The sequence below is a fragment of the Rhodothermus profundi genome, assembly GCF_900142415.1.
GTDB classification, from domain to species: Bacteria; Bacteroidota; Rhodothermia; order Rhodothermales; family Rhodothermaceae; genus Rhodothermus; species Rhodothermus profundi.
The window spans coordinates 74519-90335 of sequence record NZ_FRAU01000006.1; the positions used below are offsets into that span (position 1 = coordinate 74519).

General features: G+C 58.2%; 11 protein-coding genes. 5 read left to right on the forward strand and 6 right to left on the reverse strand.

The features are described from left to right. Window positions 1–4: 4 nt before the first annotated feature. The gene (gene sucC, locus BUA15_RS09685; protein ID WP_072715796.1) at window positions 5–1192 is read right to left on the reverse strand and encodes an ADP-forming succinate--CoA ligase subunit beta; all 1188 of its coding nucleotides are present in this window, start codon (window positions 1190–1192) and stop codon (window positions 5–7) included. A 110-nt stretch (window positions 1193–1302) separates the two neighbouring features. Here sucC and BUA15_RS09690 point away from each other — a divergent pair, with 110 nt between their 5' ends. Next, on the forward strand, window positions 1303–2388 hold the full coding sequence (locus tag BUA15_RS09690) for an LptF/LptG family permease (protein ID WP_072715797.1): 1086 nt from the start codon (window positions 1303–1305) through the stop codon (window positions 2386–2388). On the opposite strand, the gene BUA15_RS09695 is transcribed toward BUA15_RS09690, so the two are convergent. Next, on the reverse strand, window positions 2389–2712 hold the full coding sequence (locus BUA15_RS09695) for a DUF3467 domain-containing protein (RefSeq protein ID WP_072715798.1): 324 nt from the start codon (window positions 2710–2712) through the stop codon (window positions 2389–2391). A gap of 179 nt (window positions 2713–2891) precedes the next feature. Between BUA15_RS09695 and BUA15_RS09700 the strand changes: the two genes are divergently transcribed. Then, the gene (locus tag BUA15_RS09700) at window positions 2892–4355 is read left to right on the forward strand and encodes a hybrid sensor histidine kinase/response regulator (protein WP_245772003.1); all 1464 of its coding nucleotides are present in this window, start codon (window positions 2892–2894) and stop codon (window positions 4353–4355) included. Between the two features lie 159 nt (window positions 4356–4514). Next, window positions 4515–7019, forward strand: a complete 2505-nt coding sequence (lon, locus tag BUA15_RS09705; protein WP_072715800.1) for an endopeptidase La — start codon at window positions 4515–4517, stop codon at window positions 7017–7019. A gap of 7 nt (window positions 7020–7026) precedes the next feature. Here the strand turns inward: lon and BUA15_RS09710 are convergent, their stop codons facing one another. Genes BUA15_RS09710 through BUA15_RS09720 form a run of 3 tightly spaced genes read right to left on the reverse strand, consistent with a single transcriptional unit; the run spans window position 7027 to window position 8039 of the window. Then, a complete protein-coding gene (locus BUA15_RS09710; protein WP_245772004.1) occupies window positions 7027–7485 on the reverse strand; it encodes a PH domain-containing protein in 459 nt (152 codons plus the stop codon). 32 nt (window positions 7486–7517) lie between these two features. Continuing rightward, window positions 7518–7805: a hypothetical protein gene (locus BUA15_RS09715; RefSeq protein WP_072715802.1), complete on the reverse strand. Its 288-nt coding sequence runs from the start codon at window positions 7803–7805 to the stop codon at window positions 7518–7520. A 15-nt stretch (window positions 7806–7820) separates the two neighbouring features. After that, window positions 7821–8039: a hypothetical protein gene (locus BUA15_RS09720; RefSeq protein WP_072715895.1), complete on the reverse strand. Its 219-nt coding sequence runs from the start codon at window positions 8037–8039 to the stop codon at window positions 7821–7823. A gap of 79 nt (window positions 8040–8118) precedes the next feature. Between BUA15_RS09720 and rsgA the strand changes: the two genes are divergently transcribed. Next, window positions 8119–9078, forward strand: coding sequence for a ribosome small subunit-dependent GTPase A (rsgA, locus tag BUA15_RS09725; RefSeq protein ID WP_072715803.1), 960 nt, complete (start codon window positions 8119–8121; stop codon window positions 9076–9078). A 131-nt stretch (window positions 9079–9209) separates the two neighbouring features. Further along, complete coding sequence (locus BUA15_RS09730) at window positions 9210–13244, forward strand: hybrid sensor histidine kinase/response regulator (protein ID WP_072715896.1); 4035 nt, start codon at window positions 9210–9212, stop codon at window positions 13242–13244. On the opposite strand, the gene topA is transcribed toward BUA15_RS09730, so the two are convergent. Beyond that, a complete protein-coding gene (gene topA / locus BUA15_RS09735; protein ID WP_072715804.1) occupies window positions 13236–15812 on the reverse strand; it encodes a type I DNA topoisomerase in 2577 nt (858 codons plus the stop codon). The two genes, BUA15_RS09730 and topA, sit on opposite strands and share 9 nt — an antisense overlap. Window positions 15813–15817 lie beyond the last annotated feature (5 nt).

Below are 15817 nucleotides of genomic sequence, written 5' to 3' on the forward strand. Positions count from 1 at the left end.
CTCCTCAGGCTGCGGTCACGCGCTGCAATGCCTGATTGACCTTATCTGCTACCTCTTTGAACAATGTGGCCGTTTCAATTTCCAGACCACTGGCTTCTAAAATGGCACGCGCTTCTTCCGCATTCGTGCCCTGCAGCCGCACAATCAGCGGAACATTGATCTGCACTTTACGGGCTGCCTCTACGATCCCACGGGCTACCCGGTCGCAACGCACAATGCCGCCAAAGATATTCACCAGAATGACTTTAACGTTCGGATCTTTCAGGATGATGCGGAAGCCCGCCTCCACCGTTTCCGGGCTGGCGCCACCTCCTACATCCAGGAAATTAGCGGGTTCACCGCCAGCCAGTTTAATCAAGTCCATCGTGGCCATTGCCAGCCCGGCGCCGTTTACCATGCAACCCACGTTCCCTGTGAGCCGCACGTAGTTTAGCCGGTACTTGCTGGCCTCGACCTCTAGCGGATCCTCTTCATGGATGTCGCGGAGTTCGGCCAGATCAGGATGTCGGAAGAGTGCGTTATCGTCCAGGTTGATCTTGGCGTCTACAGCCACCACATCGCCCTGCTCCGTCAACACCAATGGGTTGATTTCAGCCAGCGAACTGTCGGTTTCTTCGTAAGCTCGATAGAGCGCCTGAATAAACTGGACAGCCTGTTTGAAAGCATTGCCCTCAAAGCCCAATCCGAAAGCCAGCCGACGTGCCTGGAAGGGGCGAAGACCAATGGTAGGGTCAACCCATACCTTCAGAATCTTCTCAGGAGCCCGCGCAGCCACTTCTTCGATCTCCACGCCTCCCTCTGTAGAGGCCATGATCACGTTCTGGCTCCGCTGACGGTCCAGCGTGATGCCCAGATAGTACTCTCGCGCAATGTCAACGGCGCCCGCCACCAGCACCGCCCGCACTTTCTGGCCTTCAGGGCCCGTCTGAGGCGTCACCAGATTCATGCCCAGAATTGCCCCAGCCTTCTCCCGCACCTCTTCAAGTCCACGCGCTAGCTTGACACCGCCTCCTTTACCACGTCCACCGGCATGAATTTGCGCTTTCACAACGAATAACGTATATCCATGCTCCTGTTGTAACCGCCGGGCAGCATCGACAGCCTCGTCTACTGTGCGCGCCACGTAGCCGGGCTGGGTGGCCACGCCATAACGTTGCAGGATCTCTTTTGCCTGATATTCGTGCAGCTTCATGGATCTTTCTGACTGAATGAACTGATTGGCCTGGTTAAAAGTACACGCCCCTGCTTAAAGAATCCACCCTGAGCGAAGCAAAACGTGCTTTTTTTGCGGGTTGTTCGTGCATGACGCTGATTGATCGCCACATTATTCGCCGCGTGCTACTTGGCTACCTGTTTTTCACAGGAGCGCTGATTGTTTTTTTCATCCTGCTCCACTATGTGGAGTACATCGACGATTTTATGGATCGGGGCGCTTCAATGCGTGAAGTCTTTCTGGTGTACTACCCCAGCTATATTCCAGAAATTGTGCGCCTCACTTCACCGCTGGCGCTGTTTCTGGCCTGCCTGTACGTAACGGGTCGCATGGCGCAGGGCCTGGAGATCGTGGCCTTGCAAATGAGTGGCATCTCGCTCTATCGGCTGCTGCGCCCCTATGTTGTCCTGGCGCTTGTCGTCACTGGATTTATGTTCTGGTTTAACGGGTGGATCGTGCCTGTGACGAACCGTACCGTGGTGGCCTTTGATGAAAAATATCTGTCCAAAACGCCGCGTCAGTTTGACCTGAGTCATCTCCACCGGCAGGCCTGGCCCGGACAGATACTCTCCGTGGGCTACTATGACCGCCAGCGACGCATTGCCTATCGCATTTCCTTACAACAGTTCGAGGAGGGGCGCCGGTTGGTCTATCGCCTCGACGCCTCCCGTATGGTGTGGGACGACTCGCAGCGGGTGTGGATGGTGCCGGAAGGTATTGAGCGCCATTTTACGCCAGACGGACGCGAAGTGCGCCGTCCGGTGCGCCAACAGCCCCTGGCGCTGCCGCTCTACCCCCGCGACCTGGCGCGCACCGAACGCGAAGTAGACGCCATGACCTTACCCGATGCGGCAGCCTATCTGGCTACACTGCGCCGCTCCGGCGCAGCCCATCTGGGACGGCCGCTGGTTGCCTACTACAGTAAATTTGCCTATCCCTTCGCCAACTTGATTCTGGTGCTAATCGGGGTCCCTCTAGCCTCCGTGCGCCGACGCGGCGGCCAGGCCGTCCAGATTGGCATCGGGCTGGGCGTGGCCTTTGCTTACTTAGCCCTTCAAAAATTGATCGAGCCGTTCGGCTACGCGGAAACTCTGCCGCCAATGCTGGCCTCCTGGCTCCCCCACCTGGTGTTTTTCCTGGGAGCTCTGGGGCTCATTGCCCGGACCCGCACCTGATCAGGCCTCTCCGCTGGGCCCTCCAAAATGTATCGGCGGACCGGCCTCCGGCACCTCAATCTCACCATAGGTAGCTTCATACCGACTGATATTGTCAGCCAGCGCCCGCAACAGACGCTTGGCATGAGAGGGCGTGATGATGATGCGGCTCTGCACCCGAGCCTTGGGAAGCCCGGGCATAATGCGGATAAAGTCCAGAATAAACTCTTCAGCCGAATGCGCAATCATCACCAGATTCGCATACCGTCCTTCTGCGACCTCTTCAGGTAACTCAATGTCGATGCGTTGAGGCGTATCCCCCGGGAAATTCACGTTTCCTGCCATAGGTCATCCCTGTTCAAGCTCGTGATTGGATGGGCAAGCTACGCCGAGCAGGCCAGACAGGTTGCGCGCAGCGCGCCTTGTGTCCTGACATCTGATGTTCTAATTTGTTGGTAATACGCACCGTAAACCATCAGGGCCAACCCTCTATCATGTCCTCGTCGCATCCATCTTCCCCGACGATGAGCAGCCGCGCCCCCGAGTTTACCTCGGAACCTACCTTATTTATCGCTACTCTGTCTCCTCAAGGCACCTGCTACGAGGCCAACCCTCCCTGGGAAGAACTGTTTGGACGGCTGGCCGCTCCCTGGCAGCGCCTGTCCTCAGAAGATCAGGAGCGCTTTCGCGACCTACTGGACCAGGCGGCCCGGGGCCGACGCATCCTTCACGAAGTGCTCATGCTGCAGCTTCCTGGCCGCGATGAACCCGTTCCTGCCCTGTTCAACCTCATTCCGGTCCGCCTACCTGCCCATGGGGACGCTCCGGTCGCCCTGGTCGTTACGGTTGAGCTACTCGTAGAGCCCTCTAGCCTGACCTACAGTCAAAATCAACGACATCGTCTGGAAACGCTGGGACGCATGGCCCTGGGCATCGCGCATGATTTCAACAATCTCCTGATGACTTTTCTGGGACATCTGGAGCTGCTGCGGCGGGCGCTGGCTTCGGCCTCTGCTCGAGAAGAGATTAAACATCATCTGCAGGCGTTAGAGCGAGCTGCGCTGGACGGCGCAGCCCTGATGCGCAAGTTGCAGGAGTATGTGCGGCAGGAAAAACCTACCCCGTTGGAATCCATAGACCTGCCTACCCTTCTGGAGGAGTGCCTGATGCTCACCCGTCCCTACTGGTACAATGAGCCACGTCGCCAGGGTATTGACATCCGATTAGAAACCCATCTGGAGCCGGTTCCGCCTATTCGGGGCATTGCCTCCGAGCTACGCCAGGTGTTCACCAACCTGATTCTCAATGCCGTTCAGGCAATGCCGCAGGGCGGAACGCTTCGGGTCGAAACGGACTTCGGCGAACAGCAGGGGGTTATGGTTCGCGTGTCGGACACGGGTATTGGAATGCCCGAGTCTGTCCGCCGTCGCATCTTCGAGCCGCTCTTCACCACCAAACCCGAAGGCTCAGGCATGGGACTGGCCATCGTGGCCGGTATTGTGCGGGAGCATGAAGGTCGCATCGAGGTGAAAAGTGCGCCGGGCGAGGGCACGACCTTTACCCTTTACTTTCCCCCGGCCGAAACGACCCAGCGCACCCCTGCAGCAGCACAGGAGGAAGCAGCAGTGCGCCCCGTACGCGTGCTCCTGGTAGATGATGAAGCCGGCGTGCGTAACGTACTTTCACGCCTGCTCGCTTTGCATGGCCACACCGTCGTCCAGGCTGCTTCAGCTACCGAGGCCCTAAGGCAACTACAACACACCTCTTTCGACATTGTCTTTACCGATCAGGGCATGCCCGAAATCAGCGGCCTGGAACTGGCCCGTCGCATTCGGGAGCAGCACCCCGAACTTCCCATTGTGCTGATCACAGGAGACACCGAAGTGCAAGCCGAACGGGGTTTGGTGAACGCCATTCTGCAGAAACCCTTCCGGCTTGAAACGCTGGCCCAGCTCATTCGCCAGCTCTGCGCTCAACGTACGTCATAATGGCAGGCCTAAACGGACGGCCCAGTTTTTGACCCAGCTAAACCCGGCCGGCTGCCCGGTGAGGGTCATACAAGTTGTCAGAGGGAAGACCCTTTCAGGCGTGGCTGGCAGGATGTGGAGGGTGTGTGTTTTTCATCCAAATGAGGTTTTTGTAAGACTATGCGGCACGGAGATCTGCTTTACCTGCTGGACGACGATCCGGAACAGAGCATCCCACTGCCCACGCCGGACGAGCAGCAGGCAATGAGCGCCGAGGAAGTGCCGGAAACCCTGCCTATCCTGGCGCTCCGTAACACGGTGCTCTATCCGGGCGTGGTGTTGCCCATTACGATTGGCCGCGACGCTTCCCTGAAGCTTGTGCGTGATGCGTTTGCGGGCGATCGGCTGATCGGTGTCGTAGCCCAGCGAAGCAGTGAAATCGAAAATCCGACGCCGGACGACCTGTATCAAGTCGGAACGGTCGCTTCGATCCTTAAGCTGATTAAAATGCCCGATGGATCGAAGTCGATCGTCATTCAGGGACGGCGCCGGTTCGAAATAGCTGAGTTTACCCAGACAGACCCCTACTTTGTGGCGCGGGTGCAGCCGCTGGACGATAGCATTGAAGGCGTCGACGAGGTTGAACTGCAAGCGCGCGTCCGGTCCATCAAAGAACTGGCCGTCCAGATCGTCAACCTGTCGCCCAACCTGCCCAGCGAGGCAGCTTATGCGATTCAGAGCATTGAATCGCCGCCATTTTTGATCTACTTCATTGCTTCCAACCTGCCAATTGACGTAGCGGCCAAGCAGGAGCTGCTGGAAGCCCGCTCCATTCTGGAACAGGCCGACCTGCTCATGCAGCATCTGTCGCGTGAATTGCAGGTGCTGCAGCTCTCGCAAGAGATTCGCTCGCGGGTTAAAAGCGATGTCGATCGGCAGCAGCGGGAGTATCTGTTGCGGCAGCAGCTTAAGGCCATTCAGGAAGAGCTGGGCGAAGCAGACGAAACCGCTGAGATTGAGGAACTGCGTAAACGGGCCGAAGAAAAGCCGCTGCCGGAGCATGCGCGCAAGGCGGTGCTGAAGGAAATTGAGCGGCTTTCTCGGATGAATCCGGCCTCGCCTGACTACGCCGTTACCCGCAACTACATTGACTGGATTCTGGAGCTGCCCTGGCTGGAGTACTCCGAAGACCATCTAGACCTGCAGGAAGCTCAGCGCATCCTTGACGAGGACCACTATGGGCTGGAGCAGGTCAAGAAGCGGATCCTCGAATATCTGGCCGTGCTCAAGCTCAAGGGCGACATGAAAGCGCCCATTCTGTGCTTTGTCGGTCCTCCTGGCGTCGGAAAGACGAGCCTGGGCAAAAGCATTGCACGAGCGCTGGGCCGGAAGTTCGTTCGGGTCAGCCTCGGGGGCGTGCGCGATGAAGCTGAAATTCGCGGGCATCGGCGGACGTACGTCGGGGCGCTGCCTGGCCGGATCATTCAGGGCATGAAGAAAGCAGGCACGGCCAACCCCGTCTTCATGCTCGACGAAATTGATAAGCTAGGCGCCGACTTTCGGGGCGATCCGGCCAGCGCCCTCCTGGAAGTGCTTGACCCGGAACAGAACTACGCCTTCAGCGACCACTACCTGGAGCTTGAGTATGATCTGTCGCGCGTGCTGTTTATCGCCACGGCCAACTATCTGGACCTGATCCCGGCTCCGCTGCGGGACCGCATGGAAATCATCGAAATCAGCGGGTACACGCAGGATGAAAAGCTCCAGATTGCCAGGCGCTATCTGGTGCCGCGACAGGTCGAGCAGCATGGACTCCAACCGGAACAGTTCAGCATCACCGACGAAGCGCTCCGGGAGATTATTGACGGCTACACGCGGGAGTCGGGTGTGCGTCAGCTCGAACGCACGATTGCTTCGGTGGTCCGCGGCGTCGCTAAGAAGATCGCCATGGACGAAATTGAGTCGGCCCATGTAGACGTAAGCGATCTGAAGGAGTACCTGGGGGCCCGGAAGTATTTCTCGGAAGTGGCTGAGCGCACCGAGGAACCTGGCGTAGCCACAGGCCTGGCCTGGACGCCGACTGGAGGCGATATTCTCTTCATCGAGGCTTCGGCTGCCCGAGGCAACGGCCGCTTGATCCTTACTGGCCAACTCGGCGACGTCATGAAGGAGTCGGCGCAGCTAGCCTATTCCTATGTAAAAGCGCATGCCCAGGAGCTGGGCATCCCGCTTGACGCGTTCCGTTACTGGGACGTGCACGTGCACGTGCCGGCAGGTGCTGTGCCGAAGGATGGTCCGTCGGCCGGCGTGGCGCTGCTGACTGCGTTGGCTTCGCTCTTTACGCAGCGACGCGTGCGGCACACCGTAGCCATGACCGGCGAGATTACGCTTCGAGGCCTCGTGCTGCCCGTTGGTGGCATCAAAGAAAAAGTGCTGGCCGCCAAACGTGCCGGCATCCAGACTGTCCTGCTCCCGGAAAAAAATCAGAAAGACATTGAAGAAATTAAACCTGAATCGCTCGAAGGACTGGAAATCACTTACGTTCGGCGAGTCCACGAGGTACTAGCCCAGGCGCTGGAACCCGAACCGGTGCGCGATCCTCAGGAAGTTTACCACGTGCCGGAGGCCGAACGCACGCCTGCTCCCGCTAACGGCGCCGCCTCCAGTACCGTCATTGCCGAGTAGCTGCTGCTCAACGGGCACGAAGTATGGAGGCTGCTTCGTGCCCGTTTTCTTTTTTCCGCGTTAGCTCACAGGGTCCTGTCCGCTGGAGCATTGGCGCATAACGCGCCACAACCTCCAGAAAGGCTTCGGGATCTTCCGGTGCGATAATCAGCCAGTTGGGGCGATGGGCCCAGCCATACTCAATGCGCAGGGCATGACGCAGGGAAAGGCTAAATCCGATCGCCCGAAGCGAAAAATGCCGCCAGGGATGATGGCGGGTGATACGCTGAATGCGCGCATAGGGGATGCGAAAGTGAATCAATCCAGCATGCACAATCAGGGCCTCGGGATTTGCTTCATAACGCAGGGGCCAGATCAGCACCCGCATCAAAAAAAGATCCAGGCTCCCCACCAGCAACAGGATCAGTCCGGCCTCGACTTTTCCCCGACTGAGCAACCACCCTCCCACCCCCAGGGGCGAGAGCATGCAGAGTACCAACAGAACTGCCAGCCCACGGTTTATGCGGGGTCGGAAGACGAAGGACATGTCGAAGCATCAGCCTTAGACTCCCGGGCCGGCCGACTGGTTGAAGGTGGTGGCGTTTCTTCAAGAACCCGCGCCTCCTCAATGCGCGGGTCCATGCCTTCCTGGAAAGCGCGCTTGCTCTCGACTGCAATACGGGCTACATGCCGGATGAACCGCTTGAGCAACCCTTTACCAGCGTGGGCAGCCATTCCCGCCACAAAAACCGTTTTGCCTAAGGCATTTAACTGTTCAAACTCCACAACGCGACGCGGACGCTCCATTGCCGCCGTCCGGTTTCAGGATTGGTCCGTTGCCGTTGCCCTGTTGGAACCGCTTGCAGCCCTGCGCTGGCTGGATTCCATGCAACGCTCTAACCCACGAGCCAGCAGCGCCCCTACCGCTTCAATACCGTCGGCCAGCGTAGCAGCGGTCGCTTCAATCAGAAACCGCGCCTTATCTTCCAGCCGAAGTCGAATGAACGCATTCCGTACCTCCTCGTAACGGGGAGCCTCCATGACCAACGCCTCCAGATTAAAATTCAACCTGTAGCAATAGACGAACGCACAATCGCAGAGGTTTCAAACAGGTATCACAATGGGTAAACAAGACACCGGCCCGCGATTAGAAGGAACAGTTATTCGAGCAACCGGCAGTTGGTTCGACGTGCAGGCCGACGGCCGCGTTATTCCCTCACGCGTCCGCGGCAAATTCCGGCTGTCCGGGAAGGATACGACCAGTCCGGTCGTTGTAGGGGATCGGGTTACCGTACGGCTTAACCCAGACGGCACCGGACTGATTGTTGACGTGCACCCCCGCCGCAACGAGCTTTCCCGACGCGCAGCCGGCCGTCGCCATAGCCTGCGTCACGTCATTGCCGCCAATATTGACTTCGTATGGATCGTGCAGGCCGTGCACCTACCTGAGCCTAACCCTGGCTTTATCGACCGCGTCCTGGTAGCCGCCGAGCGCTATGAGATTCCTGCCGGCTTAATCATCAACAAGGTCGATTTGATAACGGAAGACGATCAGCCCGCAATTGACGCGTTAGAACATCTGTACGCCGATCTGGGCTACCGGGTGCTACGTACGAGCGCAGTGACAGGCGAAGGGCTGGACGTACTCCGCGAGGCGCTGCGCGACAAAACCAGTGTGGTGACCGGCCCTTCCGGCGTAGGCAAATCATCGCTGCTCAACGCGATCGAACCAGGCCTCAACATCCGCACAGCTCCGGTCAGCGAAAAAACCGGGAAAGGACGCCACACCACTACCTACGTAGCCCTCTATCCCCTTTCAATTGGCGGATTTGTCGTCGACACCCCGGGCTTGCGAGAGTTTGGCGTAACCGATCTGGAACCCGCCGAACTTTCGCACTATTTCGTGGAATTTCGCCCCTACCTTGCTGCCTGTCGCTTTCCTGACTGCACGCACGAACACGAACCCGACTGTGCCGTCAAAGCGGCTGTCGAAGCCGGAGAAATCGCTGAAGAACGTTACTTCAGCTATCTTAATATTCTGCAAAGTTTGAAGTTAGGGGAAAAAGATGTCGGTCGATAGGGCAAAAACGGACATTTTTTCCGCATAGCCCTTTCTGAGCCCCTTCTGCGTTGCTCCTTCAAACTGGAATGGCTTTTGTCTGTCCGCACCACCAAGGGTGCCCTTTGACAAAAGCCATCCTAGAGGTTCGCATGCGACCGCTTTTTCGTTTGCTGGTCCGGGCGGTACTGGGTGCATTTATTGCTCTGCCGGCCATCGGCCAGCGCCATTATTTTCATGTCTACACGGGCGAGCATGGGCTTTCGCAGCTGGTGGTTCAGGCACTCCTGCAGGATCGCGAAGGGTACGTATGGATTGGCACGCAATCTGGCCTTAATCGCTTCGACGGGTTTGGTTTTGAGTCGTTTGGCATCCGAGATGGCCTCATTGGCGACTTCATCTGGGCACTGGCCGAAGGACCGGATGGGGCGCTCTGGATCGGCACGCGCAATGGCCTCACCCGCCGCGACCCTACCGGTTATTTTGCTAATTTTGGCGCCTCTAAAGGCCTTCCTTCTCCAGACGTGCGGGCTCTGATCGTTACCCTCGACGGCACCGTCTGGATTGGCACGCCCCGGGGACTTGCTTATTTAAAGGATAACCAGATTCACCCCGTAGAAGAACTGGGCCAGCAGCCTATTTTTGACTTTCTGGTGGACCGCAAAAGACAGCTTTACGTCGCCACGCAACGCGGTCTGTATCGCTGGGCTCCTCCTCGGTGGACGTCCGTCTCGCCTTTTGCCGGGCAACCCGTTTATCGCCTGCTGGAGGATCTAGAGGGACGGCTCTGGGTGTCAACCGCCGACGCGCTGGTTGTGCTGGCCGACGGCCGCCCGGTTGCTCACTACACGGAGCAAAACGGTGTGCTCGGTTTGCCGGCTCGTGACCTGGCGGTGGATTCGCTGGGCGTGGTCTGGGTAGCAACACTGGAAGGACTGGGCCGCATCGACGCCGCCGGCGTCCGCTGGCTCACCGAAGCCAATGGGCTGCCTACCTCTATTGTCAATGCCCTGCTGGTCGACCGCGAGGGCATGCTCTGGCTGGGCACCCTGAAAGGCATGGCGCAATTCCGCGGACGGGCGTTCACAAACTACACGGTACAAGACGGACTGGCCGACAACATTGTACGCCCCATCGTTCGGGATCAGCAAGGATACCTCTGGGTGGGGACGCGGCGGGGCCTGAATCGCTTCGATGGACGCCGGTGGGTGGTCTACACCGAAAAAGACGGCCTTCCCAGCGAATATGTACGGTCCCTTTTCTTAGATAGCCAGGGACGACTCTGGATTGGCACGCTCTACGGCCTGGCCCTCTACGAGCGAGGCCGTTTTCAACGCGTTCCCGGCTTTCCCTATGAAGCCAGCGTCATGTCCATCGTGGAAGACCACCAGGGGCGCATCTGGGTGGCCGCTCAAAATTTAGGCGTCTTCCGCCAAACCGGGAAGCAGTTCGTGGAAGTAACCGTACCCGGGCAAACGTTTACCGATGCGCGGTTGCTGGTCGATCGACGGGGCCACATATGGATTTCTGGAGATGCCGGACTGTCGCGCTGGGACGGTCATCGCTGGCGCACTTTTACCACCAGCGATGGCCTTGCCGGCAACAACCCGTATTTCCTGGCTGAAGATCTTCTGGGACGAATCTGGTTCGGGTACCACGCTGCGCTCGGTATTACGGTCTATGATCCCGAGCAGCATCGCTTCCGCACCTACACCACAGCCGACGGGCTGCACAACGATGCGGTCTATTCGATCGGCGTCGATCATCACAACAACATATGGATTGGAACGGCGCGCGGCGTCGATCGCTTCGACGGTAAGCGCTTCGTGAACTACAGCCCGCTGGAAGGCTATGCCAGCTACGAATCGAACTCGGGCAGCTTCTTTGCCGATGTAGATGGAACGCTCTGGTTCGGCACCATGGACGGGCTGAGCCATTACAACCCACGCGAAGACTTATGGAACAGCCGCCCCCCTCGCATTCGCATTCATAGGCTGCAACTGGGCAGCAGGCACGTCAGCCCGGATTCGGTGATTCAGGTCTCCCATAAACGCAACACATTGACCGCCCGCGTTGCACTGCTTTCTTTTTTTGGCACGCAGCAGATTCAGTTGCGCTATCGGCTGCGCACGGTCGATCCCGACTGGAACCTGACCATTCAACGCAATCGCTCCTGGCTACGTCGCCCTCTCAACAACGAAGCAGCGTGGCGGCCGCTGGAATCTCCCACCATTCATTTACCCAACCTGTCGGCAGGTTTTTATGTCTTAGAAATTCAGGCTCGTAAACCCACCTCAGATTGGTCCCAACCAGTAACAGCTCGCTTTGAGATCACGCCACCTTTCTGGCAGACAGCCTGGTTTGCTGCCCTGCTAACCACTTTGCTGGGGTTACTGGTAGGAGGCATTCATCGCTACCGGGTCTATCGTATTGAAAAGCAAAAGGAACGCCTTGAAGCGCTTGTGCAGCAGCGCACCGCAGAACTGCAGGTGCAAAAACGCCAACTGGAAACTGCCTTAGAAGACCTGCGCCAGACCAAAGAAGAACTGGAACGCGCCAACGAAGAGCTGGTCCGAGCCAGTCGCCTCAAAAGCGAGTTTCTGGCCAACATGAGTCATGAAATTCGCACGCCTATGAATGGCGTGCTGGGCATGACCGAACTCCTGCTTGAAATGGACCTGACCCAGGAACAACGCGAATGCGTGGAGATCATTCATCGAAGCGGCGAGACCTTGCTCACTATTTTAAATGATATTCTGGACTTTTCAAAAATTGAGGCCGGACGGCTCGAACTGGAAAACATCGACTTTAACCTGCAAGAAACCATTGAAGACGTCATTACCCTATTTGCCCCCCGAGCAGCAGCCAAACAGCTCGAACTGATTTGCTTTATCGAAGAGCAGGCGCTAGAGGTGCAGGGAGACCCCCATCGGTTGCGCCAGGTGCTCTCGAACCTGATTGGCAATGCGATCAAGTTCACCGAGCGCGGCGAAGTGGTCGTAGAGGCCGAGCTGGAGAAGCTGGACGAGCGGCGCGCCTACTGGTGCATCTCCGTGCGCGATACCGGCATTGGCATTCCACCTGATCGTCTTCCTCATCTCTTTCAGCCATTTACCCAGCTAGATGGCTCGACAACCCGGCGCTATGGCGGCACCGGCCTGGGCCTGGCCATTTCCAAGCAACTTGTTGAAATGATGGGAGGCACTATCGGAGTCGAAAGTGAAGTGGGAAAAGGCTCTACGTTCACCGTACGTATTCCCTTCCGCTTATCAACGCCGCCCCGGCTTAATGGCGATGAACGCCGCGCGCTGCTTAAAGGCGTCCATGTGCTGATCGTGGACGACAATGAGGCGAATCGGGAAATCCTCCGGCGTCAGACGTCAGGCTGGGACATGGTCCCTACGCTGGCCCGCGACGGTGCCGAAGCGCTGGAGTTAATGCGAGCTGCTGCCCGTCAGGGGCACCCCTTTGAGCTGGCCATTCTGGATATGATGATGCCCGAAATGGACGGGATTATGCTGGCTCGCGCTATTAAGCAAGACGCTGTCCTCGCTCCTACTCCCCTGATCCTCCTCAGCTCCTATCTTTTCACCCGAGAAGACCACCGGGCCATGGACGAAACACTCTTTGCGGCTGTCCTGTCCAAGCCCACCCGTCAGTCTTATCTATTTAACACACTGGTTAGCGTCCTTCAGCAAACACGTCCCACCGGCATCCATCCCCCAGAAACGCAAGCCCCTCTAGAAACCCAAGCAGCTACGCCTTCCCCCTCCCTGTCTCGGCGGCCAACCAGTCGAGGTCATCTCCTGTTGGCCGAGGACAATCCTGTCAATCAGAAAGTAGCGCTCTATCACCTGGAGCGGTTGGGATATACCTGCGATGTGGTGAGCGACGGCAAGCAGGCTGTTGAGGCCGCCCTTCGAGGCGACTACGACGCCATTTTAATGGACGTGCATATGCCTGTCATGGACGGCTTTGAGGCCACCACGCAGATCCGAAGCCGCGAAGCAAAGCTGGGCCGCCGCACCCCGATCATCGCCATGACGGCCAATGCGCTACGCGGCGAGCGCGAACGTTGCCTGAAGGCCGGCATGGATGACTACATTGCCAAACCCTTTAAGAAAGAGGAGCTTAAGGCTGTGCTTGAACGCTGGATTCAGACAGCCAGTGCCGACCATTCACCGTGACCGACGGCGGCGTTTCCGTTGTCCTTTACGACGCGTAGCTTTTTCTTCCAGCAATGCCAAGGCTTCCTCTAATGTAAGAGCTTCAGGAGCACGTCCTTCAGGCAACGACGCGTTGACGCGCCCGTGTTTTACATAAGGACCATACCGTCCCTCCCAGATCTCTATAGGCTCGCCGGTCTCGGGATGGGTACCGAGAACGCGCAGCGGCCGACTCCGCGCCTCCTTTTCGGCCAGCAGCTCCAGCGCTCGCTCTAGATCAATCGTAAACACGTCATCCTCATCCTTAAGCGAGGCGAACGTTCGGCCGTGCTGCACGTACGGACCGTAGCGACCAATGCCTGCCAGCACCGGCTGACCGGTTTCCGGGTGCGTCCCCAGCGTGCGCGGTAGCTGCAACAACGCCCGCGCCTTCTCCAGGTCCACCACCGCCGGTTCCATTCCTGGTGGCAGAGCTACCCGCTTGGGTTTACCCGCCCGTTCATCATCGCCGAGTTGCACATAGTAGCCATAAGGTCCTCGCTTTAATAAGACTGGCAGGCTGGTTTCTGGGTCAATGCCAAGCACCCGATCTTCGGTCTGGCCTTCTCGAAGGATTTGCTCCAGCTTTTCGCGGGTCAGATCGCCAGGCGCCAGATCAGACGGCAATGAGGCGGTCACGATCTGGCCGTCCAGCGGTCCTTCAACGTACGGCCCATACCGGCCAACCCGCACCACATAGGGCTCCCACTGCGGAAAGCGGATGGTCGAAACTTCGCGTGGATCCACACGCCGGAGCGCCTCATCAATCATCCGCTCTAGCCCTTCTTCGCCTTCATAAAACTGACGCAAGTAAGGCACTGTCTTTTGCCGGCCTGCCGCAATTTCATCAAGCGCTTCTTCCATTTGCGCGGTAAAGCCCAGATCGACGAGCTTTTCAAAATAGGCTTCCAACAGGTTATTGGTAGCAAACGCCATGAATGTAGGTACGAGCTGGTTGCCGCGCCGCACCGCGTAGCCTCGCTGCAGAATCGTGTCAATAATGGTCGCGTAGGTGCTGGGTCGACCAATGCCCTCCTGCTCAAGTGTTTTAACCAGCGTAGCTTCCGTATAGCGGGCAGGGGGACGCGTCTCATGTCGCTGGGGAATGAGCTGAAGGCAACGCGGACGATCTCCCTGCCGTAAAGGAGGCAAGGGTTGATCCCGATCTTCCAGGGCAGCTTCTGGATCGTCACGCCCCTCCACATAGGCCCGGAAAAAACCAGGAAACTCAACGGTTCGGCCCGAAGCGCGAAAACGCGCCACCGGTTCCCGATCACCGGCCTCCAGATGCACGGTCAACAGGCGCAGCCGCGCATCGGCCATCTGGGAGGCTACCGTCCGTTTCCAGATGAGATCATACAACGCGGCATCGACACCGATTAATCCCAGTTCTTCGGCGGTTTTCATGTCGCGTCCAGCAGGCCGAATGGCTTCATGCGCTTCTTGCGCGTTGCGGACGCGGCTTCGATACTGGCGCGGACGGGGACTGAGATATGCGCTGCCATAGCGCTCCGCAATGGTGCGACGGCTGGCTTCGATAGCCTCCTCTGATAGATGGGTCGAGTCGGTACGCATATAGGTGATATAGCCCTGCTCATAGAGGCGTTGGGCAATTTGCATCGTTTGCCGCGCCGATAGTCCTAACTTTCGACTGGCTTCCTGCTGCAGCGTGGAGGTAATAAAGGGCGGCGCGGGCGAGCGCGTCACCACCCGCTCTTCCACATCGACCACCCTCCAGCCCTCTGCGTGCAATCGCTCGGCCAACGCGCGCGCCTGCGCTTCGTCAAGCAAAACGACATCGCGCCCAGCCGTCAGCCCCGGCCTCAACTGTCCGGTATGCTCATCAAAGTCCTTACCACCGGCCACCCGAATGCCACCGACATGGGTCAGCACAGCCTCGAACGTCTGTCCCTCTTGCTCCAGCAGTGCTTTCAGATCCCAGTAAGTGGCCGGAACAAAGGCGATACGCTCTTTTTCTCGCAATACGAGCAGCCTGACAGCCGCACTCTGGACGCGACCGGCTGACAGACGCGGTGCAATTTTACGCCAGAGCACAGGCGACACCAGATAGCCGACAAGCCGGTCCAGGATGCGCCGGGCCTCCTGGGCTTCAACCAGATTATAGTTGATCTCTCGGGGATTGCGCAGTGCCTGTTCGATCGCCTCTCGCGTAATTTCGTGAAAGACCATGCGCCGAACAGGCACTTTAGGTTTGAGCACTTCGACCAGGTGCCAGCCGATGGACTCACCCTCTCGATCTTCGTCGGTGGCGATATACAACTCGTCTGCTTCCTTCAGAGCTTTCTTGAGCTGTTGAACAACCTTGCGCTTGTCTGGCGGAATAACGTAAAGGGGCTCGAAGTCGTGGTCAATACGCACGCCCAGGCGTGCCCACTCTTCCTGCTTAAGCTGCTCCGGTACTTCGGCTGCCGAGGCGGGCAGGTCACGAATATGCCCCATGCTTGCCTCAACGCGAAAGCCATCCTTCGGCAGAAAATTGCGGATAGTGCGTGCTTTTGTAGGCGACTCGACAACGACCAGGCGCTTCATAGGCG

Coding starts and splice junctions, on each gene's coding strand:
- BUA15_RS09720 (WP_072715895.1), bottom strand. CDS start 8,039: ATGGAGGCTCCCCGTTACGAGGAGGTACGGAATGCGTTCATTCGACTT.
- sucC (WP_072715796.1), bottom strand. CDS start 1,192: ATGAAGCTGCACGAATATCAGGCAAAAGAGATCCTGCAACGTTATGGC.
- rsgA (WP_072715803.1), top strand. CDS start 8,119: ATGGGTAAACAAGACACCGGCCCGCGATTAGAAGGAACAGTTATTCGA.
- BUA15_RS09690 (WP_072715797.1), top strand. CDS start 1,303: ATGACGCTGATTGATCGCCACATTATTCGCCGCGTGCTACTTGGCTAC.
- BUA15_RS09700 (WP_245772003.1), top strand. CDS start 2,892: ATGAGCAGCCGCGCCCCCGAGTTTACCTCGGAACCTACCTTATTTATC.
- BUA15_RS09730 (WP_072715896.1), top strand. CDS start 9,210: ATGCGACCGCTTTTTCGTTTGCTGGTCCGGGCGGTACTGGGTGCATTT.
- BUA15_RS09715 (WP_072715802.1), bottom strand. CDS start 7,805: ATGGAGCGTCCGCGTCGCGTTGTGGAGTTTGAACAGTTAAATGCCTTA.
- topA (WP_072715804.1), bottom strand. CDS start 15,812: ATGAAGCGCCTGGTCGTTGTCGAGTCGCCTACAAAAGCACGCACTATC.
- lon (WP_072715800.1), top strand. CDS start 4,515: ATGCGGCACGGAGATCTGCTTTACCTGCTGGACGACGATCCGGAACAG.
- BUA15_RS09695 (WP_072715798.1), bottom strand. CDS start 2,712: ATGGCAGGAAACGTGAATTTCCCGGGGGATACGCCTCAACGCATCGAC.
- BUA15_RS09710 (WP_245772004.1), bottom strand. CDS start 7,485: ATGCTCTCGCCCCTGGGGGTGGGAGGGTGGTTGCTCAGTCGGGGAAAA.